Origin of the sequence: Nocardioides flavescens, from assembly GCF_009823805.1 — a bacterium.
GTDB lineage: Bacteria > Actinomycetota > Actinomycetes > Propionibacteriales > Nocardioidaceae > Nocardioides > Nocardioides flavescens.
This window is the reverse complement of the sequence record NZ_WUEK01000006.1, coordinates 226,164-250,887: the sequence shown is the minus strand read 5'-3', so window position 1 is coordinate 250,887 and position 24,724 is coordinate 226,164. Positions and strand designations below refer to the sequence as shown.

Here is a 24,724-nt window from a genome sequence, read left to right as displayed (position 1 = left end):
ATCCGGACAGGGTGAAGAGCATATGAGGGCAGACGCAAGGACCCACGATAGGGCACAGAGGGGCAGCATTCAAGACCGCGCCGGTGTCCGCCGTACGACGTCCCACGATGATGGGCGTTCGTCGCGTCGAGGTCAAGCACCCCGGTGGTACCCCACCCCGCACCGGTCCACACACCTCGCTGCCGAACGCGCACAGCCACGCCCGGAGGAGGCGGCCTCAGGAGGCGGTCGGGCTGGTCTCCATGTCGTCCACGAGCCAGTCGTCGCCGCTGCGCACCATCGTGATCCGGACCTGGTCGCGGTAGGTCCGCGGAGTGGTCAGGTCGGCCCGCTCCGTCGGCCGGTTGACGAAGACGAGCACCTGCACGCGGTCCTCGCCCGAGCGCACGATCCCCGAGGCGATCACCTCGCAGCTCACGACGACCTTCAGGTCCGGGGCGTTGGCGGCGAGCTGGGCGAAGAGCTTGTCGTAGTCGGCGCGGTAGGACGCGGTCATCAGCTCGCCGGCGGCCTTCTGGTCAGCGTCCATCTCGCGGTAGTCGTAGGACAGGATCGTCACGACCGAGCGCTCGGCGGTGGACTGCGCGTCCGAGGTGGCCTCCGCGATCGCCTCGTCGGAGGGCTGGGTCAGCAGGTAGCCCGCGGCCACCATCATCACCGCGGTCAGCACGGCGAGGGCGGCCAGCAGCCAGGCCGGCACGCCCCGGCCCGCCGGCGCCGGGTCCTCGGCCGGCGCGTCGTCCTCGACCGGGCTGTCGTCCTCGACCGGGCTGCCGTCCTCGACCGGCTCCTCGACCGGCTCCTCGACCGGCTCCTCGACCGGCTCGAGCTCGGCGTCGTACGCCGCGCGGCGCTCCTGGTCGAGCAGCACCTCGGCGGCCTCGTTGAGCGAGCGGAAGCGGCGGTCCCCCGGCTCGAGGTCGGCGATCGCGCCGCGCCACGCCGCCCGGATCTCCTCGCTCGAGGCGGTTCGCTCGACGCCGAGGACGTCGTACCAGGTCGGGGTCACGGGGTCGTGCCTCCGCTCGGCTCCGCGCTGCCCGTGGCGCCCGTCGAGGGGTCGGCAGTGGGGTCGGCAGTGGGGTCGGCAGAGGGATCGGTCGAGGGCAGGATCGACGGCAGCTCGCTCGGCGAGCCGCTCGGCAGCCCCGACTGCGGCGTCTCGCCGGTGAGCGGGGTGAAGTCGTCGACGAGCCAGGTCCCCTTCACCTTGAGCAGGTCGACCTGCACGCGGAACGGCGCCGGGTCGGTCTCGACCCGGTCGTCGGAGCCCGGGGAGGACGGGTAGGAGTTGGTGAAGGAGCCGGCGACGAGCGCGGTGGCGGAGTCGTCGTCGATCGAGGAGACACCGGTGCTGAAGACCTCGCAGGTGCGCGCCAGCCCCGCCTCGGCGACGGTCTGCTCGGCGGCGGGGACGTTCTTCTCGAAGTCCGCGGCGAACTTCGGGGTGATGACCTCCTCGACGAGCGAGCGGTACTTCGGCATGGTGTCGCCCTCGAGCAGGTCCGGGCCGTAGGTGTTGACCCGTTTCATGAACTGCTCGGCCTGCGACATCACCGTCTCCCGCTCGCTCTGCAGCGCCGCCTGCTCCCCGCCCAGCCCGACGGCGGGCACGGGGCGGGTCGCCGCGAGGTAGGCGACGGCGGCCGTCGAGCCGAGGAGAAGGACCAGCAGCACGACCAGCAGGGCGAGCCGGAAGGTCCTGGAGGTCTGCCGCTGGGTGGTCTGCGCGCTCACTCCCGACCCGAGGTCAGGGGCTGGAGGAACAGCCACTTCCAGGACTCCTCTCCGAGCGTCGGCGGGGCCACGCTACCGGTGGGCGCCAACGCGGCGGCCTGGTCGTCCTGCTCCCCGCCAAGTGCGGAGCGCTCGGCCGGGTCGCCCCAGGCGAAGGCCCCGGTCTGCTCGTCGTAGGAGCCGACGACCGGGGCGTCGTAGCCCGGCGCGGCCCGGTTGAGCGGGATGTTCTGCGCACCGCGGGCGTTGGACTCGCTCGCCGGCTCGGTGCAGCGGGCGTCGGTGTTCATCGGGCGGTTCTCGCCGTCCTGCGGGGGCCGGGTGTCGGTGCCCTGGTAGCCCTGGTGGCAGACCGGCTGGCTGGTGATGATGAGCCCGAAGTGCGCGTCGTAGAGCCCGGTGTCGGGCGACTTGGCGACGACGGTGAAGCCGCCCTCGACGACGTAGGGGTAGAGCACGAGCAGCTGCTTGACCCCGTCGAGGTGCTCGACCGTGATCTGGCCGGTCGTGACCAGGTTGTTGAGCAGGTCGCCCAGCTCGACCTGGTTGTCCTCCAGGAACGTCCGCAGCTGGTTGGCAGCGGGGCCGCCGTTGTCGATCAGGCGGCGCAGGTCCGGGTCGGAGCCGGCCAGCACGTCGGTGAACTTCGACAGCTGCGAGGAGAAGTTGCGGATCGCCGACTCGGACTCGACCTGGGTGGTGAGCACCGTGTTGCTGTCGCGGATCAGGTTCGTCGTGAGGTCGAAGTTGGCGTCGGCGGTCTGGATGAAGTCGCCGCCGGTGTCGATGATGCGCTGCAGGTCGTCGCCGGTGCCCGCGAACGCCGTGCCGAGCTCGTCGATCGTGGTCCGCAGCGCCTGCTGGTCGACCGAGCTCACGGTGCCGGAGATGTCGGTGAGCAGCTTGTCGGTGGCGATCGGGATCTCGGTGTTCTTCTGCTCGATCACCGAGCCGTCGCGCAGGAAGGGCCCGTCGTCGCGCTGCGGCTGCAGCTCGACGTACTGCTCCCCCACGGCGGAGCGGTTGCCGACGACGGCGAGCGCGTCGGAGGGGATGTCGTCGTAGTTCTTGTCGATGCTCATGACGACGTCGACCCCGGACTTCGTCAGCTCCATCTTCGAGACCTGGCCGATGCCCACGCCTCGGTAGGTCACCTCACCGCCGGCGAAGATGCCCCCGGAGTCGGGGAACTGTGCGGTCACCTCGTAGCTGTCGTCGACGAAGACCCGGTCGAGCTGGGCGTAGCGCGCGCCGACGTAGCTGACGCCGAGCAGCGTGATGATCGCGAAGACCAGCAGCTGCACCTTGGTGCGGCGGGTGATCACTGGCGTGCTCCCTTCGAGCCCTGGCCGGACTGCTGCTGACCCGAGCCGGTCACCATCTGCGGCACGAGCAGGTTGACCAGGTCGGGGTCGTAGACCTCCTGCAGCTGGGCCATGGTCGGTCCGCGCGCGTCGACCTGGGTGCCGGTGCCGGGCGCGGCCCGGTTGAGCCCGAGCCCGTTGAGCGTGCCGCCCAGCAGCCCGTTGGACGTCAGTGGGAGCCCGGGCAGGCTGATCGACGGGAGCGTGATCGAGGGCAGCGTGGGCAGCGGCACCCCGGGGGTGGCCGAGCCCGCGCCGGGGCACAGGACCGGGATCGCGACCTGCTGGCAGACCTGGGAGATGAGGAAGTTCGGCAGCCCCTGGCAGTTCTGCAGGCTCGGGCTCTGCAGGCACTTGTTGATGGCGTCGATCGCCCCCGCGCAGAGCGTGTCGAGCGGCGGCAGCGGGCCGACGTCGGGGATCTGGCCGAGCGGGGTGCAGACCACCTCGGTGGGCAGCCCCGGCAGCGTCGGCAGACCCTGCGTGAGGTCGAGCTGCAGCTGGACCGACAGGTTGGTGTAGTCCCCCATGTGCAGGTTGCGGGCGACCTGCGGGTCGCGGCCGACCGCCTCGTCGACGAAGGGGTAGGTCAGGAAGACGTTGAACGCGTTGACGAAGTCGTCACCGGAGTTGGCCAGCTGGGCGAGCACCGGCTGCAGCTGCTGCAGCGAGCCGATGGTGGCGTCCTTGGAGGCGTTGATGACCCGGACCCCGACGTCGCTGAGCTGGTCGAGGGCCTTGAGCATCTTCACCAGGTCGCGGCGCTGACCGTCGATGCTGGTCAGCGCGCTGGGCAGCTCGTCGAGGGCGAGGTCGATCTTGTCCTGCTGCTGGCGCACCGAGATGGAGAGCCGGTTGAGGGCCTCGATCGCGTCGACGATGTCGCCCTTGTTGTCGTCGAGGGTGCCGGTGAAGGTGTCGACCTGGTCGAGCAGGGAGCGGACGTCGTCCTCGCGCCCGGTGAGGACCTTGTTGACCTCCTTGACGATGCTCTGCGCCTGGGCGATGCCACCGCCGTTGAGGATCAGGCTCAGCGCGCCGAGCACCTCCTCGACCTCCGGGTTGCGCCCGGAGCGGTCGAGCGGGATGTCGTCGCCGTCGGACAGCCGGCCCTGCGCGCCCTCGGCGGGGGCGGAGAGCGACACGAACTTCTCCCCCAGCAGGCTGGTCTGGCGGATCTGGGCCAGCGCGTTGTCGGGCAGCTCGGTGTCCTTGCGCAGCTCGAGGGTGACCTCGGCGGTGTAGCCCTTCAGCCGGACGTCGCTCACCTGGCCGACGGTGACGTCGTTGACCTTGACGGCGCTCTTGGGCACCAGGTCGAGCACGTCGGCGAACTCCACCGTCACCGTGATCGGGTCGTCGCCGACGTCGGCGCCGCCGGGCAGCGGCAGGTCGTAGACGCTGAAGTCGCAGGCGCTCAGGGCCAGGGTGCCGACGAGGACCCCGGCGACCGCGTGCGCCAGCCGGCGCAGTCCCCCGCGACTCACTTCGCCTCCTCCGCGGCCACGAGCCCGCCGAGCGTCGGGTCGAACCGCTCGCCGTACGACGTGCCGGTGCCGAACGGCGCCGAGCGCGGCAGGATGCTGTCGACCAGGTTGCACAGCTGCCCGGACTCGTCGGCCTGGTTGACGATGCCGCACAGCAGCTCGGCCGGGTTGCCGATCACCTGGTTGAGGGTCTCGCCGAGGTTGGCGTTGACGTCGAGCGTGCCCGCCTGGGGGTTGTACGTCGCGCCGAGGTTGTTGAGCGCGACCGGTGCGGTGCGCAGCGTCTCCTCGAGGGCGTCGCGCTGCTTGACCAGCACCTTGGCGACCCGGTTGATGTTGGTGATGTTCTTGCCGAGGATCTCGCGGTTCTCCTTGACGAAGGTGGTGACGTCGCCGAGGCCGACCGAGAGGTTCTTCAGCGCCGCCGCGAGCTCCTGGCGCTCACCGGCGAGCACGTCGGAGACCGAGGAGAGCGAGGTGTTGAACTGACGCACCGTGTCGTCGTTGGTGGCCAGGGTGTTGATGAACCCCTCGAGCTGGGCGGCGGAGTCGAACAGCTCGTCCTTGTTGTCGTCGAGGGTGGCGCTCAGCTGGGAGAAGTTGTCGATCGTCTGGTGGAACTGTGCGCCCTGCCCACCGAAGTTGGCCGCGGTGGTCTGCAGCAGGTCGGTGAGGGCCCCGGTGCGGTTGGCGCCGTTGGGGCCCAGCGCGACGGTCAGGTCGTCGAGGCTGGAGTAGATCTGGTCGAGCTCGAGCGGCACCGAGGTGTCCTCCACGGCGAGCGTCGAGCCGTCGGGTAGCGTCGGGCCGCCGGAGTAGGCCGGCGTGATCTGCACGTAGCGGTCACCGACGATCGACGGCGCCACGATGACGGCCTTCGCGTCCTTCGGCAGCTTGACCGACTTGTCGTAGCGGACGGTGACCGCGACGTCGGTGCCCGAGGGCTCGACCTTCTCGACGCTGCCGACGCTGACGCCGAGCACCCGCACGTCGCTGCCCTCGTAGATCGAGATCGCCCGCGGGAAGTTCGCGGTGAGCGTCTTGGAGTCGTCCTCGTTGAGCATCGTGATCCCCGCCGCGGCGAGCAGGAGCACGAGCACGACCGGGATCGCGAACTGCTTGACCTTGTCCATGGTGGCGTCCATCAGCCGAGCCCCCCGCCGTTCTCGAGGTCGGGCACCGGCGGCAGGTTCTGGATGTAGGTGTCGAACCACGGGCCGTTGCCGAGGGTGTTGGTGAAGACGCGGTAGAACGGCGCCAGCAGCCGCAGGCTGTTGTCGATGTTGTCCTCGTTCTTGTTCAGGACACCCACCACGTCGTTGAGCTGGGTCAGCGCCGGGTTGAGGTCCTCGCGGCTCTGCCGCACCAGGGCGCTGAGCTCCTGCGCGAGGTCGGACGTCGAGACCAGCAGCTGGTGGATCGAGTCGCGGCGCTGCACCAGGGCCTGGAACAGCACGTCGGCGTCCTTCATCAGCGCCACGATGTCCTGGTCGCGGTCGTTGAGCACGGTGCTGACGCGGTCGAGGTTCTTCAGCAGGGTGTTGATCCGCTCGTTCTTCTCGGCGATGTTGCTCGACAGGGCCGAGACCCCGGACAGCGCGGCCTTGAACTCCTCGGGGGTGTTGCGGGTCAGGTCGGCCAGGGTCGTGAGCGAGGCGGCGAGCTGATCGGTGTCGATCGCCTCGGCGGTGTTGCCGAGCCCCTCGAAGACCTGCACGACGTCGTACGGCGAGGTGGTGCGGCTCGCGGGGATCTCGCTGCCCGCGGCGAGCTGCCCCGAGCCGGCCGGCTCGAGGGCGAGGTACATCGCGCCCAGCAGCGTGTTGATCCGGATCGAGGCGCCGGTGTCCTTGCCGAAGTCGGCCTTGTCCTCGATGCGGAAGGTGACCTTGACCTGGTCGCCGTCGAGGGCGACCGACTCCACCTTGCCGACGCGGACGCCGGCGATCCGCACGGGGTCGTCGGCCTCGAGGCCGCCGGCCTCGCGGAACGCCGCGGTGTAGGTGTCGCCGCCGCCGATCAGCGGCAGGTCCTGGGCGCGGAACGCGCCGACCAGCAGCGCGAGCAGCAGCGCGATGCTGATCGCGCCGATGATCACGGGGTTGCGCTCGCGGAAGGGCTTCATCCGAGATCACACCGTTCGGAGCCGGTGTTGTAGGTGATCGGGACGCTGATCCCCGGCAGCTTCACCCGTCCCTGGAACTGGCAGAGGTAGAAGTTGAACCACGAGCCGTAGGTCGCGGTGCGCCCGATCTTGTTGAGCTTGATCGGCAGCACCTGCAGCGCCCGGTCGAGCTCGCCCTCGTTGCGCTGGATGTTGCCGGTGAGCCGGCGCAGCTCCTTGATGTCGGCCACCAGCGGCGAGCGCACGCCCTCCACCAGCGAGGCGGTCTGCACGGACAGCTCCGAGATCTGGTCGAGCGAGCCCAGGATCGCCTCACGGTCGTCCTTGAGCCCGGAGACGAAGGTGCGGAACGTCGTGATCAGCCGGTTCAGCTGCTGGTCGCGGTCGCCGAGGTGGTCGAGCACCTGGTTGAGGTTGTCGATGAGCTGGCTGATCACCTGGTCGCGCGAGGCGAGCGTGGAGGTGACCGAGGCGGTGTGGCCGAGCAGGCTCTCGACCGTCCCACCCTCGCCCTGGAAGACCTGGACGATCTCGTAGGACAGCTGGTTGACGTCGGAGGGGCTCAGCGCCTGGAACAGCGGCTTGAACCCGTTGAACAGCACCGTGAGGTCGAGCGCGGGCTGGGTCTGGGAGAGCGGGATGGTCGCGCCGTCCTCCAACCGCTCGGACGAGCCGATCTCCTGGCTCAGCGCGATGTAGCGCTGGCCGACGAGGTTGCGGTACTTGATCGTCGCGAACGTCGCGCCGGTGAGGGTGCTGGTGTCGGCGACGGAGAAGGTCACGAGCGCGCGGGTGCGGTCGGTGACCGCGACGTCCTTGACCGAGCCGACCTTCACCCCGGCGATCCGGACGTCGTCGCCCTTCAGCACCCCGGTGGCGTCGCTGAACACCGCCTTGTAGGTGCGCGAGCTACCGAAGGTGAGGTTGCCGATGAGCACGATCAGCAGGCCCGTCGCCATCGCGGTGACGACGACGAAGACCATCAGCTTGACCAGGTCGCCCGAGGTCTTCTTGTCGAAGAGCTTCACGGCGTCTCACCCCCGTCCCCGATCGAGACCGTCGCGCCGCGCACCGCCGGGCCGAGCAGCAGCCCGCCGAGGTCCGGCACGTCGTCGGCGCTCGTGCCCAGCCCCGGCGCGAGCAGCTCGGAGAGCACCGCCGTCTCCTCCGGGCTGCCGGCGTAGCCGCCGAAGCCGCCGAGCTGGTCGCCCGCCGCGACCTGGGGGGCGACAGACCCGTCGGTCGGCGCGTAGGCCGTGCCGACGCGGGAGGTGCCCTTGCCGGTCGGGCTGTTGATGCCGTCGTTGAAGTTCGGGATGTCGGTGAAGGGGTTCTCCTGGGTGCCCGGCGGGCTCGGGAGGTCCAGGCAGTTGGGGCCGCGGTCGTCGCCGAGCACCGGGGTGTCGGCCGGGGTGTAGCCGCGCGGCTGGTTCGGGATCGTCTCCAGCACGATGTGGAGGGTGAAGTTGCGGAACGCCTCGGCCTGCCGCTTGCCGCCGTTCACCAGGCCGCCGAGCAGGCACGGGAACTCCGAGGAGTAGCGCGCCAGCACGGTCGCGGTCTGCTCGGTGAGCTGGCCGAGCGAGACGAGGTTGTCCTCGTTGGTGTCGAGGAAGCCGCGCGCGGTGTCGCTGAACGCCGAGACGTCGTTGAGCAGCGCGTTGAGCTTCTGCTCGCGCGTCTCGAGCGTCGTGGTGGTGGTGACGGTGTTCTGCAGGACGTTGCCGATCTCCGGCAGCACGTCGGCGTAGATGTCGGAGACCTGCGAGGCCAGGCGGAGGTCCTCGACCAGCGCCGGGAGCTCGGGGTTGAGCTTGGTGAGGTAGGCGTCGAGGGTCTGGAGGTTCTGCCCGAGCTGGTCGCCCCGGCCCTCGAGGGCGGTCGACAGCGCGGTGAGGGTGGCGTTGAGCTGGGCCGGGTCGATGCTCTCCAGGAGCGGGTAGAGGTCGTTGAGCACCTGCTCGACCTCGGTCGCCACCTGGGTGCGCTGGATGACCGCCCCGGCCTGGATCGGCTTGGTGGCGGGGTCGCTGGGGATGATCAGCGAGACGTACTTCTCGCCGAAGAGGGTCTTCGGCACGATCGAGGCCGAGACGTTGGCCGGGATCTCGCGGGTGTCCTCGGGGTAGAGCCCCACCTCGATGGTGGCGCCGTCGGACGTCGCCTCCGTGCTCAGCACCTCGCCGACCTGGACGCCGCGGATCTTCACGTCGGCGCGCGAGGGCAGCTGCAGGCCGGTGGTCGAGGCCTTGACCTCGATGACCTCGTAGGACGCGAACTTCTTCGTGAACGCCGCGTAGGTCAGGTAGACCGCGGCCAGCACGAGGACGAGGAAGACGACGCCGAGGAGCTTGACCTGGCGCAGGACGGCGTTCATCCGGCCAGCCTCACCGTCGTCGAGGCACCCCAGATCGCCATCGAGAGCAGCAGGTCGATGACGTTGACGGCGACGATGCTGGTGCGCACCGCGCGACCCACCGCGATGCCCACGCCGGCGGGACCGCCACCGGCGTTGTAGCCGTAGTAGCAGTGGATGAGGATCACGACCACGGCGAAGACGAGCACCTTGCCGAAGGACCAGAGGACGTCGCCCGGTGGCAGGAACTGGTTGAAGTAGTGGTCGTAGGTGCCGGCCGACTGGCCGTAGAACTGCGTCACGACGAGCCGGCTGGCGACGTAGGAGGACAGCAGGCCGACGACGTAGAGCGGGATGATCGCGATCAGGCCGCCGACGACGCGGGTGGCCACCAGGAACGGCATCGAGGGGATCGCCATCACCTCGAGGGCGTCGACCTCCTCCGAGATGCGCATGGCGCCGAGCTGGGCGGTGAAGCCGCAGCCGACCGTGGCGGCCAGGGCGATGCCGGCGACCAGCGGGGCGATCTCGCGGGTGTTGAAGTACGCCGACACGAAGCCGGAGAACGCCGCGGTGCCGATCTGGTCGAGGGCGGCGTAGCCCGACAGCCCGACCTGCGCCCCGGTGAAGAAGGTCATGCCGAGGATGACGCCGACGGTGCCGCCGATGATCGCCAGCGACCCCGAGCCGAGGGTGACCTCGGCCAGGATCCTCGCGATCTCCTTGGGGTAGCGCGTGACCGAGCGCGGCACCGCGACGAGCACGCGGATGTAGAAGGCGAGCTGGCCGCCGATGCCGTCGAGCGCGGAGGCGGGCCGGGTGTAGAGGCTCCTGAGGTTGGCCACGTCATGCCACCTTCGGTGGAACGATCTGGAGGTAGACCGTGCTCAGGATGAAGTTGACGACGAAGAGCAGCAGGAACGTGATGACGACCGACTCGTTGACGGCGTCGCCCACGCCCTTGGGACCACCGCCGGCGTTCATGCCCTTGTAGCTCGCCACGATCGCCGCGATCAGACCGAAGATGAGCGCCTTGATGAGACCGATCCACAGGTCGGGCAGCTGGGCGAGCGCCGTGAAGCTGGCGAGGTAGGCGCCGGGGGTGCCGTCCTGCAGGACGACGTTGAAGACGTAGCCGCCCGAGACGCCGACGACGCTCACCATCCCGTTGAGGAAGACGGCGACCATCATGCAGGCGAGCACCCGCGGGACGACGAGGCGCTGGATGGGGTCGATGCCCAGCACCATCATCGCGTCGAGCTCCTCGCGGATCTTGCGAGCACCCAGGTCGGCCGCGATCGCCGAGCCGCCGGCACCCGCGATGAGCAGCGCCGTGCCGATGGGCGCGGCCTGCTGGATCACCGCGAGGACCGACGCCGAGCCCGTGAACGACTGTGCGCCGAACTGCTTGATGAGGCCACCCACCTGCAGCGCGATGACGGCACCGAAGGGGATCGCCACGAGCGCCGTGGGCACGATCGTCACGGAGGCGAGGAACCACGCCTGCTGGATGAACTCGCGCAGCTGGAAGGGGCGCCGGAACAGCCCGCGCAGCACGTCGAGGGCGAAGGCGAAGAGGCTCCCCGCGGTCCCGATCGGCTTCAGGACCCGCGAGGCGGTCAGGTTCGACATCGGCGTCAGGACCCGCCGGTCGCCATGGTCATGCCCTCCTCGAAGGAGCCGGGGGGCGGCGTCACGCCGTTCTCCCGGCACCAGGCCCCGGGCTCGCGCTGCGAGCGCCGCGGGATGCCGTTGGACGGCTCGAGCTGCATCGGGATCGGCGGCAGCGGCGGGAGGTCCTGGTCCTTCTCGGCGGCCAGCTCGTCGGCGTCCTTCTCCTCCGACATGCCGATGGGGCCGACGCGCTGGGCGTTGAGGAACTGGCGCACCACCGGCTCCTCCGAGCTCAGCAGCATCTCGCGGGGCCCGAACATCGCCAGGTGCCGGTGGTAGAGCAGCCCGATGTTGTCGGGCACCGTGCGCGCGGTGTTGATGTCGTGGGTGACGATCAGGAACGTCGCGTCGATCTGGGCGTTGAGGTCGACGATCAGCTGGTTGAGGAACGCCGTGCGCACCGGGTCGAGGCCCGAGTCGGGCTCGTCGAAGAGCACGATCTCGGGGTCGAGGACCAGCGCGCGGGCCAGGCCGGCGCGCTTGCGCATGCCCCCCGAGATCTCGCCCGGCAGCTTGTCCTCGGCGCCGAGCAGACCGACGAGGTCCATCTTCTCCATGACCACGTCGCGGATCTGGGACTCGGTCTTCTTCGTGTGCTCGCGCAGCGGGAAGGCGACGTTGTCGTACAGGTTCATCGAGCCGAACATCGCGCCGTCCTGGAACAGCACACCGAACAGCTTGCGGATCTCGTAGAGCTCGCGCTCGGGGCAGCTCGCGATGTCGGTGCCCTCGATGATCACCGAGCCGCGGTCGGGCTTGAGCAGCCCGATCAGCGTCTTGAGCAGCACCGACTTGCCGGTGCCGGACGGACCGAGCATCACGCAGATCTCGCCCGCGGGGACGGTGAGCGTCACGTCACCCCAGATGAGCTGCTTGCCGAAGGACTTCGTCAGTCCCTCGATCTTGATCTCCACACCCATGTCGCGCTCTCCCCTTCGACCGAGTCGACTCCACCCGGTCGCTCCCTGAGGCCCGGTCCGGACCGTGAGCAGCCCGAACCACACTGATCAGTAACAACGGCGTCGTCGCAGCGAGGTTACGCATCTTTGAGACGCCCGTCACCACTGTCCCGAGAACGGTGCCGGATCGAGACGTACCCAGATGTGACCTGCAGCACGCTCGTGCACCCAAACGCCACCCGGGGGCCCCTGAGACACGGTGTCCGGGAACGCAGCGAGGCGACCACCCCCCGCAGGGGATGGCCGCCTCGGCTGTGGATCAGCTGTGCGCGGGCGAGCCCGGCACAGCACGCATCACTTGACGGTGACGGTGGCTCCGGCGCCCTCGAGCGCCTCCTTGGCCTTGTCGGCCGCAGCCTTGTCGACGCCCTCGAGGATCGGCTTCGGCGCGGCCTCGACGAGGTCCTTGGCCTCCTTCAGACCGAGGGAGGTCAGCGCGCGCACCTCCTTGATGACGTTGATCTTCTTGTCGCCAGCGGCCTCGAGGACGACGTCGAAGCTGTCCTGCTCGGCGGCCTCCTCGGCACCACCAGCGGCGCCACCGGCGGCCGGGGCGGCGGCCACGGCGACGGGGGCGGCGGCGGTGACGCCGAAGGTCTCCTCGAACTGCTTCACGAACTCGGACAGCTCGATCAGCGTCATCTCCTTGAACGCGTCGAGCAGCTCGTCGGTGCTGAGCTTCGCCATGGTGGCGGTTCCTTCCAGTCGGTGGCTCGCGGCGCTGCCGCGGGCCGGGTTTCGTTACAGGTGGTGGTCAGCCCTGGATCAGGCTTCTGCGGCCTCGTCGGCGGCCTCGTCGGTGGTGGCCTCCTCAGCGGGGGCCTCCTCCTCAGCAGCCGGCGCGGCCTCCTCAGCGGCGGGCTCAGCCGGCGTACCGGCTCCACCTGCGAGGATCGAGGGGTCCTGCTCGGCCTTGGCCTGCAGCGCACCCGCGACGCGGGCGGCCTGGGCGAGAGGCGCGTTGAGCAGGTAGACGGCCTGGCTGAGCGAGGCGAGCATCGCGCCAGCGAGCTTGCCCAGCAGCACCTCGCGCGACTCGAGGTCGGCGAGCTTCGCCACCTCCGCCGCGTCCATGGCCTTGCCGTCGAGGTAACCGCCCTTGATGATCAGGGCGGGGTGGGCCTTGGCGAAGTCACGCAGCCCCTTCGCGGCCTCGACCACGTCGCCCTTCAGGAAGGCGATCGCGGTCGGTCCGACCAGGAGCTCGTCGAAGCCCTGCATGCCCGCCTCGGAGGCGGCCAGCTTGGCCAGCGTGTTCTTGACCACGGCGTAGTCGGCGTTCTCGCCGAGGGAGCGGCGCAGTTCCTGCAGCTCCTTGACGGTGAGCCCGCGATAGTCGGTCAGCACCGCGCCCGCGGCATCGTTGAACGCGCCAGCGATGTCGGTGACAGCGGCTTGTCGGTCTGCCCGCGCCATCGGTCTCCTTCTCTCGTGAGTGAGACCGGTCCCGCGGTGAGAGATGACGGACGCCCTGAGCAGCGCAGGCTCAGGGCGTGATCATGGTGGTGCAGATCGTGCTCTGTCCCCTGCGCAGGCCGTCCGCATCGAGTGCGGAACCTTCGGTCAGGCTGCTTGCGCAGCCGGACGACCGGCGGTCTCTGGTTACTCGGAGAACTGTACGGACGTGGCGAGCGTCGGGCCAAATCGGACCGCAACACCGCTGGTGGTCTCGAGACAGGACTTCGTCCTTCCTCAACCACCGGCACCGGGCCGGCTAAAGCCGTCTCGAGACCACCACCGGCACCGGTGGTTGAGGAGGCCGGCTACGGCCGTCTCGAGACCACCACCGAGGCGCGGCTCAACTCAGCTCGCGGACCGGGCTGCCGGCGAGCCAGGCGGCGACGTCCTCGACGGCCTCGGTGAAGAAGAGCCGGTAGTTGGCCTCGGTGACGTAGCCGAGGTGCGGCAGCGCGAGGACCGACGGCATCGTGCGCAGCGGGTGGTCGGGCGGCAGCGGCTCGATGTCGTAGACGTCGAGACCGGCTCCGCCGAGTCGGCCCTCGCGCAGGGCGTCGACCATCGCGTCGGTTTCGACGAGACCGGCGCGGGCGGTGTTGACCAGCAGTGACCCGGGCTTCGCGGCGGCGAGCTCGTCGCGACCGAGGAGGCCGCGGGTGGAGTCCGAGAGCTGCAGGTGGAGCGTCGTGACGTCGCTGGCGGCGAGCAGGTCGGTCAGCGACCCCGCCCGTCGTACGCCGGCCGCCGCGGCCCGCTCGTCGTCGAGGTGCGGGCTCCAGGCGGCGACGTCCATCCCGAAGGCCAGCCCGACCCGGGCCACGGCGGTGCCGATCCGGCCCAGCCCGACGACCCCGAGCCTGGCTCCGGCCAGGTCGCGGCCCACCGTCGACTGCCAGGGTCCCCCGTCGGCCATCGCCCGGGACTCCTGCGCGACGTGTCGCGCCAGACCGAGCACCAGCGCCCAGGTGAGCTCCGCCGGCGGGCTCGACAGCGACGACGTGCCGCACACGGTGATGCCCTGCGCCCGCGCGGCCTCGACGTCGATCGAGGCGTTGCGACGCCCCGTCGTGACCAGCAGACGCAGGTCGGGCAGCCGGGACAGCACGCCGGCGGGCAGCGGGGTGCGCTCACGCATCACCACCACGACCTCGGCGCCGGTCAGCACGTCCACCAGCCGGTCGGGGTCGTCGTGGTGCTCGCGCTCGGTCGACACCTCCACGCCGTCGAGGACCGACCAGTCGGCGTACTCCAGCGCTACACCTTGGAAGTCGTCGAGGACCACGCACCGCACGGGCTCACGATACGCAGCCGCGGCCCGCGTTCCTGCGGGCCTGCGTCAGGCGCCCGCGGACCGCTCCCCCACCGGGACCTCGACCTCGAGGACGTTCCCGGGCTGCGCGAGGGGGCAGGCCCAGGCCGGGTCGTAGGCGCACGACGGGTTGTAGGCGAAGTTGAGGTCGAGCACGATCGTGCCCGCCTCGCCATCCGTCCCGAGGTCGGCTCCCTTGATCGTGTCGACCAGGTAGCGACCACCGCCGTACGTCCCGCCCGGTCTGCCGGCCAGGGCATCGCGCACCGGGATGAACAGCCCGCCGCCGTACGTCGTCAGGCGCCAGACGTCGAGCGACCCGACCCCCGGCAGCTCGACGAGGGCGATCCGCTCGAAGGGCACCACCCCGTCGGTGCCGGTCGCGAACTCGAACCCGCCGGGCTCGGCGGGCTGCAGCTCCACCTCGAAGCGCCAGGACAGGTCGTAGGGCGCGACGGGCACGCCACCGAAGGCGGCCCGGTCGTCGGCGAGGACCGGGGTCGCGGGGTGGTGGGCCAGCAGGTCGTCGCGCCCCCGCTGCCACAGCGCGTGCCCCGTCTCGGGGTCGGGCGCGGCGCGCACGGCGTCGTACAGGGCGAAGACGCGCCGGCGCCAGTCGACGACGTCGAGGGCGGTGCGCGCGGCCGTGGGGGTCACCGCCTCACGCTACGCGGCGCCCGGGAAGGGCACGGGCAGCCCCCGAACAGCGCAGCACCGCCCGTCGGCCGGAGCCGACGGGCGGTGCTGGGAACTGCTGGTGCCTCGAGACAGGCAGCGGGGCTCAGGCCTCCGCAGCGTCCTCGGTGGCGAGGTTCTTGGTGCGGTTGGGGTCGACCTGGACACCGGGGCCCATGGTCGTCGAGACCGTCACCTTCTTGATGTAGCGACCCTTGGAGCTGGCCGGCTTGAGCCGGAGCACCTCCTCGAGCGCCGCGGCGTAGTTCTCCGCGAGGCGGACCTCGTCGAAGGAGGCCTTGCCGATGATGAAGTGCAGGTTGGCGTGGCGGTCGACGCGGAACTCGATCTTGCCGCCCTTGATGTCCGTCACGGCCTTGGCCGGGTCGGGCGTCACGGTGCCGGTCTTCGGGTTCGGCATGAGGCCGCGGGGACCGAGCACGCGGCCGAGGCGGCCGACCTTGCCCATCAGGTCCGGGGTCGCGACCACGGCGTCGAAGTCGAGGTAGCCGCCGGCCACCTTGTCGATGAGCTCGTCGCCACCGACCTCGTCGGCCCCGGCGTCGAGCGCGGCCTGCGCCTTGTCGCCGTTCGCGAAGACGAGGACGCGGGCGGTCTTGCCGGTGCCGTGGGGCAGGTTGACGGTGCCGCGCACCATCTGGTCGGCCTTGCGGGGGTCGACCCCGAGGCGCATCACGACGTCGACGGTCTCGTCGAACTTCTTCTTGGAGCTGGTCTTGGCGATCTTGATCGCCGCGAGCGGGGCGTAGAGCTCGTCCTTGTCGAACGTCTCGGCCGCCGCGCGGTAGGTCTTGCTGCGCTGCATGGTCTCAATCCTCTGTGTGGTGGCGCCGTGCGTACGGTGCCGGGAAGGTCGTGGTCAGGTGGGCCAGCGCGGCCCTGCCACTGGGGCGTCAGTCGGTCGTGACGCCCATGGAACGAGCGGTGCCCTCGACGATCTTCATCGCGGCGTCGATGTCGTTCGCGTTGAGGTCGGGGAGCTTGGTCTGAGCGATCTCGCGCACCTGGTCCTTGGTCAGCTTGCCGACCTTCTCCTTGTGCGGGACGCCCGAGCCCTTGCCGAGGCCGGCGGCCTTCTTGATCAGCTCGGCGGCCGGCGGGGTCTTGGTGATGAAGGTGAACGAACGGTCCTCGTAGATGGTGATCTCGACGGGGACGACGTTGCCGCGCATGGACTCGGTCTGGGCGTTGTAGGCCTTGCAGAAGTCCATGATGTTGACGCCGTGCGGACCGAGGGCGGTACCGACCGGCGGCGCCGGGGTCGCGGACCCGGCCTGCAGCTGCACCTTGACCAGCGCAGCGATCTTCTTCTTGGGAGGCATGCTCTCTTCTCTCTCGTGTGGTCACAGCGGAGCTGGTGCTCCTGCCACTTTCCTGCTCAGCGCCCGTCGACTCGAGACGGGTGCCGACCCTCAGCCCTCTGGATTTCGAGACACGTCGGCTGTCGGCTCCTTCGTCGCCGTCAGCCGACGCTCCTCAATCCAACGCTTGCCTGAGGAACTCGCAAGCTCGTTCCTCAGACGCGTTGAATCTGGCTGAAGCTGAGCTCGACCGGGGTCTCCCGGCCGAAGATCTCGACCAGCGCCTTGACGCGCTGGGACTCGGGGTTGATCTCGGTGATCGTCGCGTGCAGCGTCGCGAACGGACCGTCGACGACCATGACGCTGTCCTGCACGTCGAAGTCGGCCACCTCGACCGGCTTCTTCGCGGCCTGGACGGCAGCGGGCGAGGCGGTGCCGGCGGCGGCCGCCTCGGCCTCGGCGCGGGCGACCACGGCGGGGGCCAGCATGTTCTCGACCTCGCTCATGCTCAGCGGCACCGGCTGGTGGCTGTGGCCGACGAAGCCGGTCACCGACGGCGTGTGGCGCACGGCGGCCCAGGACTCGTCGGTCAGGTCCATGCGGACGAGGACGTAACCGGGGAGGACGGTGCGCTTGACCATCTTGCGCTGGCCGTTCTTGATCTCCGCGACCTCCTCGGTGGGGACCACGATCTCGTGGATGTAGTCCTCCATGTTGAGGGAGATGATGCGGTTCTCGAGGTTCGACTTCACCCGGTTCTCCATGCCGGAGTAGGTGTGCACGACGAACCAGTCGCCCGGCTTGGCCCACAGCTCGCGGCGGAAGGCCTCGAGCGGGTCGGAGTCCTCGGGCTCGGCGTCGGCAGCGTCGTCCTCGTCGAGGTCGGCGTCGTCCGCCTCGGCGCCCAGCTCGGCGGTGTCCTCGTCGGCGTCCTCGTCGGAGCCGTCAGCGTCGCCGTCAGCGTCGTCGAGCTCCGGGGCCTCGTCGCCGTCGGCCTCGGAGAGGTCGCGCGAGGAGAAGCCGGGGTCGCGGACGTCCTCGACGCCCATCTCCTCGTCGGTGTCCTCGTCGGTCACCTCGAGGTCGAGCCGCGCGTCGTCCTCGACGTCGGGGCCGTCGTTCGCCTCGCCGTACTCGTCCTCGAGCTCCGGGTCGGGCTGCTCACCGTCGGCGAGACCCTCGGGGAGACCTTCGGTCTCGTCGTACTGCTGCGACACGCGTTGCTCCATCAGTCACTGATCGGGGAGGCCGCCCGGACGGCGGCCGCGGGGGCCGGGATCGGCTACGAGCCGGACCGGCCGTCGAAGACCTCGAAGGCCAGCCGACCGAACGCCAGGTCGAGGAGGGAGACGATCGCCATCATGATCACCACGAAGACCATCACGACGATGAAGTACGTCGTGAGCTGCTCGCGGGTCGGGTAGACGACCTTGCGGAGCTCGGCGACGACCTGGCGGTAGAACGTCGGGAGGCTCGTGCGCTGCGGGCCGGTGTCCCGGGGCCCGCGGACCGCCTTGCTCTCGCTCACGTCGAATCCCTTCGGTCCTGCTCGTCGGTCTGCTCGTCGTCTGGTGCTTCTCTGGCGCTCGTGCGGTGGTGCGTCCTGCAGGGCACGAGGGACTTGAACCCCCAACCTTCGGTTTTGGAGACCGATGCTCTGCCAGTTGAGCTAGTGCCCTCCGGTGGTCGAGCCCCGGGCAGGCCGAAGCCTGTGGGAAACCACCAAGCGGACAGTCTACGCACCGCCCGCGTGAGCAGCCAAAAGAGGACGTCTCGCCCTGCACAACGCCGAGGCGGTCGCAGGCGTTCCCAGGGCTCGGAGGCCCGGGAGGCACCCGGGCCCGCCACCCCTACGATGGGGCCATGACGAGCTCCCCGCGCGAACGACGTGTCTCCCAGCGACTCGGTGCCATCGCCGAGTCGGCGACGCTGAAGGTCGACGCCAAGGCGAAGGCGCTCAAGGCCGAGGGTCGTCCGGTCATCGGGTTCGGTGCCGGCGAGCCGGACTTCCCCACCCCCGACTACATCGTGGAGGCGGCCGTCACCGCCGCCCGTGAGCCCAAGAACCACCGCTACACGCCCGCCGGCGGCCTGCCCGAGCTCAAGCAGGCGATCGTCGACAAGACCCGGCGCGACAGCGGCTACGAGATCGAGCCCGCGCAGGTGCTCGTGACCAACGGCGGCAAGCAGGCGATCTACGCGGCGTTCGCGGCGATGCTCGACCCGGGCGACGAGGTGATCGTGCCCGCGCCGTACTGGACGACCTACCCGGAGTCGATCCAGCTCGCGGGCGGCGTCGCGGTCGAGGTGCTCGCCGACGAGACCCAGGACTACAAGGTCACCGTCGAGCAGCTCGAGGCGGCGCGCACCGAGAAGACGAAGGTGCTGCTGTTCGTCAGCCCCTCCAACCCCACCGGCGCGATCTACACCTCCGAGGAGATCAAGGCGATCGGGCAGTGGGTCGAGGACCACGACCTGTGGGTGCTGACCGACGAGATCTACGAGCACCTCGTCTACGACGGCGCCGACACCGGGTCGATGCCGGTGCTGTGCCCGTTCCTCGCCGACAACTGCGTGATCGTCAACGGCGTCGCGAAGACCTACGCGATGACCGGCTGGCGGGTCGGTTGGATGATCGGACCCAAGGACCTCGTCAAGGCGGCGACCAACCTGCAGTCGCACGCCACCTCCAACGTCGCCAACGTCGCCCAGCGCGCCGCGATCGCCGCCCTCGAGGGCGACCTTGCGGCCGTCGAGGAGATGAAGGTCGCCTTCGACCGGCGCCGGCACACGATCGTGTCGATGCTCAACGAGATCGACGGGGTCGTCTGCCCGATGCCCGGTGGCGCCTTCTACGCCTACCCCTCGGTCAAGGGGCTGCTCGGACGCCAGCACGACGGCCGCATGGTCGAGACCTCCGCCGAGCTGTCGGAGCTCATCCTCGAGAAGGCCGAGGTCGCGGTCGTGCCGGGCGAGGCGTTCGGGTCGCCGGGCTACCTGCGGCTGTCGTACGCCCTGGGCGACGACGACATCGTCGAGGGCGTCACCCGCCTGCAGAAGCTGTTCTCCTGAGCCCCGCCGCACCGCGCGACCTGCGGACCCTCCCCAAGGCGCACCTGCACCTGCACTTCACGGGCTCGATGCGGCACGCGACACTGCTCGAGCTCGCCGAGCGCGACGGCATCCGGCTGCCCGAGCAGCTGGTCACGGAGTGGCCGCCGGAGCTGAGCGCGGCCGACGAGAAGGGCTGGTTCCGCTTCCAGCGGCTCTACGACGTGGCGCGCTCGGTGCTGCGGACGCCGGACGACGTGCGACGGCTGGTGCTCGAGGCTGCCGAGGACGACGTCCGCGACGGCGGCGGCTGGCTGGAGATCCAGGTCGACCCGAGCGGGTACGCCGCGCGCTTCGGCGGGGTCACGGCGTTCACCGACCTCGTGCTCGACGCGGTGGCCTCGGCCTCGCGCGAGACCGGGCTCGGCATGGCTGTCGTGATCGCCGCCAACCGCACCCGCCACCCCCTCGACGCCCGCACCCTCGCCCGTCTGGCGGCGCAGTACGCCGGACGCGGGGTCGTCGGCTTCGGGCTCTCCAACGACGAGCGCCGCGGCTCGACGACGGAGTTCGCCGGGGCGTTCCGCATCGCCGAGCGCGCCGGCCTGCTGCTCGTGCCCCACGGCGGCGAGCTGCGCGGCGCGGACCACGTGACGCAGTGCCTCGACGCGCTCCACGCCCAGCGGCTCGGCCACGGCGTGCGCTCCAGCGAGGACCCCGCGGTGCTGGATCGGGTCGTATCCGCCGGCGTCGCCCTCGAGGTGTGCCCCACCTCCAACGTCGCTCTGGGGGTCTACTCCGACCTCACCTCGGTGCCGCTGCCGACCCTGCTGGCGGCCGGCGCCACCGTCGCCCTCGGCGCCGACGACCCGCTGCTGTTCGGCTCCCGCCTGGCCGGCCAGTACGCCACCATGCGCGCCGCCCACGAGCTCTCCGACGACACGCTCGCCGAGCTCGCCCGGATGTCCGTGCGCGCCTCCTGCGCACCGTCCGACGTGCGTCAGCGGCTGCTCTCCGGCATCGACGACTGGCTGGCCGCGCCCGACTGACCTGCGCGGCCAACCCACCGCTGGTCGAGTGGTTTCGAGACGGCCGTAGTCGGCCTCCTCAACCCACGGCGGCGCTCGACCAGCGGGCGGCGCGGCGCTACAGCGAGCAGCCGAGCAGCACCGGCTCGTTCTCGAGCCGGATGCCGAAGGCCAGCTCGACACCGTCACGCACCTCCAGCGCCAGGCGCAGCAGGTCGGAGGTCGTGGCCTCGCCGCGGTTGGTCAGCGCCAGGGTGTGCTTGGTCGAGAGGGTGACCGGGCCCGTGCCGTAGCCCTTGCCGAACCCCGCGTGCTCGATCAGCCAGGCGGCGCTGGTCTTGACCCGCCCGTCGGGCTGCGGCCAGGCCGGGGCGCCGGCGGGCACGGCGGACGCGTCGACGACGGGGTTGGTGAAGAACGACCCGGCGCTCCAGGTGTCGTGGTCGGCCTCGTCGAGCACCATGCCCTTGGCGCGACGCAGCTCCAGCACGGCCGCGCGTACGTCGGCCAGCGGGGCGCGCTGCCCCACCTCGACGCCGAGGGCCCGGGCGAGCTCGGCGTAGGCCACCGGCTGCCCGAGGGTGCCGGGGCGCAGCTGGAAGGTGACGTCGAGGACGACGTGGCGGCCCCCACCGGTCGGGAGCTGGTCGGCCTTGAAGCGGGAGGTGCGGTAGCCGAAGCCGCAGTCGGCGTTGGCGAAGGTGCGCACCCCGCCCAACGTGCGGTCCCAGACCCGCACCGAGGCGATGGTCTGCGAGACGTCCTGGCCGTAGGCACCGACGTTCTGCACCGGAGTGGCCCCGACGCTGCCGGGGATGCCGGCCAGCGCCTCGACGCCGGCCCAACCGCGCCCGACGGCGTGGGCGACGAAGCCGTCCCAGGACTCCCCCGCCGCGACCCGGACCAGGACGCCACCGCACGAGGGGTCGGTGTCATCGGGCGAGGTGTCGGGGGTGATCCCGCGCGTGGCGACCTCGACGACCGTGCCGTCGTAGCCCGCGTCGCCGACGACGAGGTTGCTGCCGCCGCCGAGCACGAGCAGCGAGCCCTCGGCGGTGCGGAGGGCCTCGATCAGCTCGGCCTCGGTGGTCGCCCGGACCCAGCGGGCGGCGGGACCGCCCAGGCGCAGCGTGGTGTGGTCGGCGAGACGCTCAGCCACGTGCGCGGACCACGGCCTTGGGCATGCCGAGCACCTTCTGGCCGCCACAGGTCACCGTGAGCTTGACCGTCGTCAGCCCGTCGGCGTCGCGATCACCGGCCTCGCCGGCGACCTCGACCTCGGCGCCGCCCTCGGCGGGCACGACGACGGGGCTGGTGAACTTGCAGCCGAACGAGACCACCTCGGACCCCGGGAACCACTCGGCGACGGCGCGGGCGGCCAGCGCCATGGTGTACATCCCGTGGGCGATGACGCCGGGCAGGCCGACGCTGGTGGCGACGGCCTCGTCCTGGTGGATGGGGTTGTGGTCGCCGCTCGCCTCGGCGTAGGCGACGAGGTCGGCGCGGGTGATCGTGAAGGTGCGGGGCGCGAGGCTCCTCATGCGGCACCGCCGCGGTGCACGAGCGTGGCCGAGGTGGAGCAGACCAGCGCGCCGTCGGCGTCGGTCACGGCGCTGGTGGTGCCGATGATGTCGTTGCCGCCGATCTGGCGAAGCGAGGCGACGGTCAGCGTGGCGGTGAGGACGTCACCCGGCACGACCGGGCGCTCGTAGCTGAAGCGCTGCTCGCCGTGGACGATGCGGAACAGGTCGACCTGCTCGGCCTCGAGGAAGGCGTTCATCGCCTCGAAGGCCAGCACGATCGGGTACGTCGCGGGCACCGGCCCGCCGTCGTACGTCGCGCCGGTGGTCTCGGCGAAGGCGCGCACGCGGGACTCCTCGACCTCGTGCGGGGCGGTCGGTGGGAACTCCCGACCGACGAGGGACTGGTCGATCGGCATGGGTCCCAGGATAGGGCCCGGGGCGGGTGGAACGGTCAAGCGCGCGACCCCGCCCGGCGGTGCCGGACGGGGTCGGGACGTGCAGAGGACGCTGAGGTCAGCGGGTCTCGCGGTGCACGGTGTGCTTGCGGTCGCGCGGGCAGAACTTCTTCATCTCCATGCGATCCGGGTTGTTGCGCCGGTTCTTCTTGGTGATGTAGTTGCGCTCCTTGCACTCGGTGCACGCGAGCGTGATCTTCGGGCGAACGTCAGAGCTCTTGCTGGCCACGGTGAATCCTCAGGTCGTCTGGTCGGTGCTGCGCAGTAGCGGGGGCGGGACTCGAACCCGCGACACCACGATTATGAGCCGTGTGCTCTAACCACCTGAGCTACCCCGCCACGGGGGCACGACCACCGATCGCTCTCGCCACCGGTCCGGTCCTGCCAGAGCCCCTTTACGGAATCGAACCGTAGACCTTCTCCTTACCATGGAGACGCTCTGCCGACTGAGCTAAAGGGGCCTCGGCACCACTGAGTGGCACCGTCGGAGAACGATACACAGCCCCTGCGCGGAGTCTGAAATCGGTGGGCGGATGTGCCCCCACGCTCAGTTCGCACCCCGTCGGAAGCAGCCCACCAGGTGCGGGTCGAAGACACCGATCGCCTCCATCAGCGCGAACATCGTGGTCGGTCCGACGAAGGCGAAGCCATGCTTCTTCAGCGCCTTCGACAGTGCCGTCGACTCCGGCGAGGTGGTCTGCAGCTCGCTCACCGTGCGCGGCGCCGGCGGCTGCGCGGGCGCGAAGCCGAGCACGAACGCCTCGAGCCCGCCGTCGCCGCGCAGCGCCACGGTGGCGCGGGCGTTGACGACGGCTGCCGCGACCTTGGCGCGGTTGCGCACGATGCGGGCGTCCTGCAGCAGCCGCGCCTCGTCGTCGGGTCCGAACGCCGCCACCGCCTCGGCGTCGAAGCCGCAGAAGACCTCGCGGAAGGCCTCGCGCTTGTGGAGGATCGTCGACCACGACAGCCCGGACTGGAACGCCTCCAGCGTCAGGCGCTCGAGGTAGGCCGACTCGCCGCTGACGCGGTTGCCCCACTCGGTGTCGTGGTAGTCGCGCATCACCCCGGGCCCGCCCGCCCACGGGCAGCGGGCGACCCCGTCCTCGCCCACGATCGGCCCGCCCTCCGGCCCCTCCGCGGCGGGCCCGGCCTCGACGGTCATCAGCGACGCTCGCGCAGCCGGGCGTTGGGCAGCGCCGGGGCCGGGATCGGGGCCATCTCGTTGCCGACGGGGACGCCGAACCGGCCGTCGGCGAGCTCCCCCTCGCCCTCCCCGAGCTGGGCCTGCCACTCCTCGCGGAAGCCGACGACCTCCTCGTGGGTGCGGCCGACGAAGTTCCACCACATGACGATCGGCTCGCCGAACGGCGGCCCGCCGAGCACGAGCAGGCGGGCGTCGGCCTCGACCTCCAGGACGGTCGACCCGGTGCCGGGGGCGAGGTAGGCGAGCTCGTGGCGAGCGACGCGCTCGCCGGCCACGACGACCTCGCCTCTGTCGACGAGCACCCCGTGCTCGAACGCCGCGTCGAGGTCGAGCTCGAGGCTGGCGCCGGCCTCGAGGAGGAGCTCGGCCCCCAGCAGCGGCGTCGCGGTCGCGACCGGCGAGGTGGAGCCGAGCAGCGAGCCGAGGAAGACCCGGGCCGTCCAGCCCGGCCCGGTGACCGGCTCGGGCACGTGGTGGGCGAAGCCGGGCGCGCCGTCGCGGGCGTCCTCGGGCAGGGCGATCCACAGCTGGGCGCCGTGCAGGACGGTGGTCTCGGCGGTGGAGACCTCGGTGTGGCTGATGCCGTGGCCCGCGGTCATGAGGTTGAGCTCGCCGGGCCGGACGACGGCGTGGTGGCCGGCCGAGTCACGGTGCTCGATCTCGCCGGTGAAGAGCCAGGAGGCGGTCTGCAGTCCCGTGTGGGGATGCGGCGCGACCGACATGCCGCCGGTCTCGGCGACGTCGTCGGGGCCGTAGTGGTCGAGGAAGCACCAGGCGCCGATGAGGGAACGCTCTCGGGAGGGCAGGGTGCGGCGCACGGTCATCGCTCGCGGACCGCCGAGCGGCACCTCCCGTGGCGCCAGCACGTCCACACCGGTGCCGTCGGCAGCTGGGTCTCGACGACGCTCGCTGGCGCTCGCTGCTCGACCAGCGCGCACCTCGTCAGGACGGTCCTCGAGGTTGCTCACGCGACGATCCTGGCACCGACCTCCGACAG

27 protein-coding genes and 3 tRNA genes are annotated in these 24,724 nt (G+C 70.6%); 2 read left to right on the top strand and 28 right to left on the bottom strand.

The window, feature by feature from the left end; genetic code table 11:
• Nucleotides 1-217: 217 nt before the first annotated feature.
• From GRQ65_RS11925 to GRQ65_RS11830, 20 genes are all read right to left on the bottom strand, one after another.
• Complete coding sequence (locus GRQ65_RS11925) at nucleotides 218-1,009, bottom strand: DnaJ domain-containing protein (RefSeq protein WP_160878175.1); 792 nt, start codon at nucleotides 1,007-1,009, stop codon at nucleotides 218-220.
• On the bottom strand, nucleotides 1,006-1,737 hold the full coding sequence (locus GRQ65_RS24025; RefSeq protein WP_160878174.1) for a hypothetical protein: 732 nt from the start codon (nucleotides 1,735-1,737) through the stop codon (nucleotides 1,006-1,008). Before GRQ65_RS24025 ends, GRQ65_RS11925 begins: the two co-directional genes overlap by 4 nt.
• The gene (locus GRQ65_RS11915; RefSeq protein ID WP_160878173.1) at nucleotides 1,734-3,062 is read right to left on the bottom strand and encodes an MCE family protein; all 1,329 of its coding nucleotides are present in this window, start codon (nucleotides 3,060-3,062) and stop codon (nucleotides 1,734-1,736) included. The genes GRQ65_RS24025 and GRQ65_RS11915 overlap by 4 nt, the downstream gene beginning before the upstream one ends.
• Complete coding sequence (locus tag GRQ65_RS11910) at nucleotides 3,059-4,588, bottom strand: MCE family protein (RefSeq protein WP_160878172.1); 1,530 nt, start codon at nucleotides 4,586-4,588, stop codon at nucleotides 3,059-3,061. Before GRQ65_RS11910 ends, GRQ65_RS11915 begins: the two co-directional genes overlap by 4 nt.
• Nucleotides 4,585-5,733, bottom strand: a complete 1,149-nt coding sequence (locus GRQ65_RS11905) for an MCE family protein (protein WP_237448135.1) — start codon at nucleotides 5,731-5,733, stop codon at nucleotides 4,585-4,587. The genes GRQ65_RS11910 and GRQ65_RS11905 overlap by 4 nt, the downstream gene beginning before the upstream one ends.
• Nucleotides 5,733-6,713: an MCE family protein gene (locus tag GRQ65_RS11900; RefSeq protein WP_160878171.1), complete on the bottom strand. Its 981-nt coding sequence runs from the start codon at nucleotides 6,711-6,713 to the stop codon at nucleotides 5,733-5,735. The genes GRQ65_RS11905 and GRQ65_RS11900 overlap by 1 nt, the downstream gene beginning before the upstream one ends.
• Entirely contained in the window at nucleotides 6,710-7,741 is a 1,032-nt protein-coding gene (locus tag GRQ65_RS11895; protein WP_337191670.1) for an MCE family protein, read from the bottom strand. The genes GRQ65_RS11900 and GRQ65_RS11895 overlap by 4 nt, the downstream gene beginning before the upstream one ends.
• Nucleotides 7,738-9,090 carry an MCE family protein gene (locus GRQ65_RS11890; RefSeq protein ID WP_160878170.1) on the bottom strand — a complete coding sequence of 451 codons (1,353 nt, stop codon included), beginning with the start codon at nucleotides 9,088-9,090 and terminating at the stop codon, nucleotides 7,738-7,740. The genes GRQ65_RS11895 and GRQ65_RS11890 overlap by 4 nt, the downstream gene beginning before the upstream one ends.
• Nucleotides 9,087-9,914 carry an MlaE family ABC transporter permease gene (locus tag GRQ65_RS11885; protein ID WP_160878169.1) on the bottom strand — a complete coding sequence of 276 codons (828 nt, stop codon included), beginning with the start codon at nucleotides 9,912-9,914 and terminating at the stop codon, nucleotides 9,087-9,089. Before GRQ65_RS11885 ends, GRQ65_RS11890 begins: the two co-directional genes overlap by 4 nt.
• A 1-nt stretch (nucleotide 9,915) precedes the next feature.
• Nucleotides 9,916-10,701: an MlaE family ABC transporter permease gene (locus tag GRQ65_RS11880; protein ID WP_160878168.1), complete on the bottom strand. Its 786-nt coding sequence runs from the start codon at nucleotides 10,699-10,701 to the stop codon at nucleotides 9,916-9,918.
• 5 nt (nucleotides 10,702-10,706) lie between these two features.
• On the bottom strand, nucleotides 10,707-11,663 hold the full coding sequence (locus GRQ65_RS11875) for an ABC transporter ATP-binding protein (RefSeq protein ID WP_160878167.1): 957 nt from the start codon (nucleotides 11,661-11,663) through the stop codon (nucleotides 10,707-10,709).
• A gap of 333 nt (nucleotides 11,664-11,996) precedes the next feature.
• Nucleotides 11,997-12,389 (bottom strand): 50S ribosomal protein L7/L12, encoded by a 393-nt coding sequence (gene rplL, locus GRQ65_RS11870; RefSeq protein WP_160878166.1) that lies wholly within the window; start codon nucleotides 12,387-12,389, stop codon nucleotides 11,997-11,999.
• 78 nt (nucleotides 12,390-12,467) lie between these two features.
• Nucleotides 12,468-13,118, bottom strand: a complete 651-nt coding sequence (gene rplJ, locus GRQ65_RS11865) for a 50S ribosomal protein L10 (protein ID WP_160878165.1) — start codon at nucleotides 13,116-13,118, stop codon at nucleotides 12,468-12,470.
• 382 nt (nucleotides 13,119-13,500) lie between these two features.
• Complete coding sequence (locus GRQ65_RS11860) at nucleotides 13,501-14,451, bottom strand: NAD(P)-dependent oxidoreductase (RefSeq protein ID WP_160878164.1); 951 nt, start codon at nucleotides 14,449-14,451, stop codon at nucleotides 13,501-13,503.
• Between the two features lie 45 nt (nucleotides 14,452-14,496).
• Entirely contained in the window at nucleotides 14,497-15,126 is a 630-nt protein-coding gene (locus tag GRQ65_RS22765; protein ID WP_160878163.1) for a DUF1684 domain-containing protein, read from the bottom strand.
• 124 nt (nucleotides 15,127-15,250) lie between these two features.
• Complete coding sequence (gene rplA / locus GRQ65_RS11850; protein ID WP_160878162.1) at nucleotides 15,251-15,970, bottom strand: 50S ribosomal protein L1; 720 nt, start codon at nucleotides 15,968-15,970, stop codon at nucleotides 15,251-15,253.
• An 88-nt stretch (nucleotides 15,971-16,058) separates the two neighbouring features.
• Nucleotides 16,059-16,487, bottom strand: a complete 429-nt coding sequence (gene rplK, locus GRQ65_RS11845) for a 50S ribosomal protein L11 (protein ID WP_160878161.1) — start codon at nucleotides 16,485-16,487, stop codon at nucleotides 16,059-16,061.
• A 194-nt stretch (nucleotides 16,488-16,681) separates the two neighbouring features.
• Nucleotides 16,682-17,698, bottom strand: coding sequence for a transcription termination/antitermination protein NusG (gene nusG, locus GRQ65_RS11840; RefSeq protein WP_439331861.1), 1,017 nt, complete (start codon nucleotides 17,696-17,698; stop codon nucleotides 16,682-16,684).
• Between the two features lie 50 nt (nucleotides 17,699-17,748).
• Entirely contained in the window at nucleotides 17,749-17,994 is a 246-nt protein-coding gene (secE, locus tag GRQ65_RS22760) for a preprotein translocase subunit SecE (RefSeq protein ID WP_337191669.1), read from the bottom strand.
• A 78-nt stretch (nucleotides 17,995-18,072) separates the two neighbouring features.
• A tRNA-Trp gene (locus GRQ65_RS11830) sits at nucleotides 18,073-18,145 on the bottom strand.
• Nucleotides 18,146-18,329: 184 nt separating this feature from the next.
• Between GRQ65_RS11830 and GRQ65_RS11825 the strand changes: the two genes are divergently transcribed.
• Both GRQ65_RS11825 and GRQ65_RS11820 read left to right on the top strand, forming a co-directional pair.
• Nucleotides 18,330-19,538 (top strand): pyridoxal phosphate-dependent aminotransferase, encoded by a 1,209-nt coding sequence (locus tag GRQ65_RS11825; protein ID WP_160878160.1) that lies wholly within the window; start codon nucleotides 18,330-18,332, stop codon nucleotides 19,536-19,538.
• Entirely contained in the window at nucleotides 19,535-20,566 is a 1,032-nt protein-coding gene (locus tag GRQ65_RS11820) for an adenosine deaminase (protein ID WP_160878246.1), read from the top strand. Before GRQ65_RS11825 ends, GRQ65_RS11820 begins: the two co-directional genes overlap by 4 nt.
• Before the next feature lie 97 nt (nucleotides 20,567-20,663).
• On the opposite strand, the gene GRQ65_RS11815 is transcribed toward GRQ65_RS11820, so the two are convergent.
• The 8 genes from GRQ65_RS11815 to GRQ65_RS11780 all read right to left on the bottom strand — a co-directional run bounded on the left by GRQ65_RS11815 (nucleotide 20,664) and on the right by GRQ65_RS11780 (nucleotide 24,695).
• Nucleotides 20,664-21,704 carry a UDP-N-acetylmuramate dehydrogenase gene (locus GRQ65_RS11815; RefSeq protein WP_160878159.1) on the bottom strand — a complete coding sequence of 347 codons (1,041 nt, stop codon included), beginning with the start codon at nucleotides 21,702-21,704 and terminating at the stop codon, nucleotides 20,664-20,666.
• Nucleotides 21,697-22,086, bottom strand: a complete 390-nt coding sequence (locus tag GRQ65_RS11810; protein ID WP_160878158.1) for a MaoC/PaaZ C-terminal domain-containing protein — start codon at nucleotides 22,084-22,086, stop codon at nucleotides 21,697-21,699. Before GRQ65_RS11810 ends, GRQ65_RS11815 begins: the two co-directional genes overlap by 8 nt.
• A complete protein-coding gene (locus tag GRQ65_RS11805) occupies nucleotides 22,083-22,484 on the bottom strand; it encodes an FAS1-like dehydratase domain-containing protein (RefSeq protein WP_160878157.1) in 402 nt (133 codons plus the stop codon). The genes GRQ65_RS11810 and GRQ65_RS11805 overlap by 4 nt, the downstream gene beginning before the upstream one ends.
• A gap of 97 nt (nucleotides 22,485-22,581) precedes the next feature.
• Complete coding sequence (rpmG, locus tag GRQ65_RS11800; protein ID WP_160878156.1) at nucleotides 22,582-22,752, bottom strand: 50S ribosomal protein L33; 171 nt, start codon at nucleotides 22,750-22,752, stop codon at nucleotides 22,582-22,584.
• Nucleotides 22,753-22,788: 36 nt separating this feature from the next.
• Nucleotides 22,789-22,862: transfer RNA gene (locus GRQ65_RS11795), tRNA-Met, on the bottom strand.
• Between the two features lie 49 nt (nucleotides 22,863-22,911).
• Nucleotides 22,912-22,984, bottom strand: a tRNA-Thr gene (locus GRQ65_RS11790).
• Nucleotides 22,985-23,070: 86 nt separating this feature from the next.
• Entirely contained in the window at nucleotides 23,071-23,685 is a 615-nt protein-coding gene (locus GRQ65_RS11785) for a DNA-3-methyladenine glycosylase I (RefSeq protein WP_160878155.1), read from the bottom strand.
• Complete coding sequence (locus tag GRQ65_RS11780; protein ID WP_160878154.1) at nucleotides 23,685-24,695, bottom strand: pirin family protein; 1,011 nt, start codon at nucleotides 24,693-24,695, stop codon at nucleotides 23,685-23,687. The genes GRQ65_RS11785 and GRQ65_RS11780 overlap by 1 nt, the downstream gene beginning before the upstream one ends.
• Nucleotides 24,696-24,724: the final 29 nt, after the last annotated feature.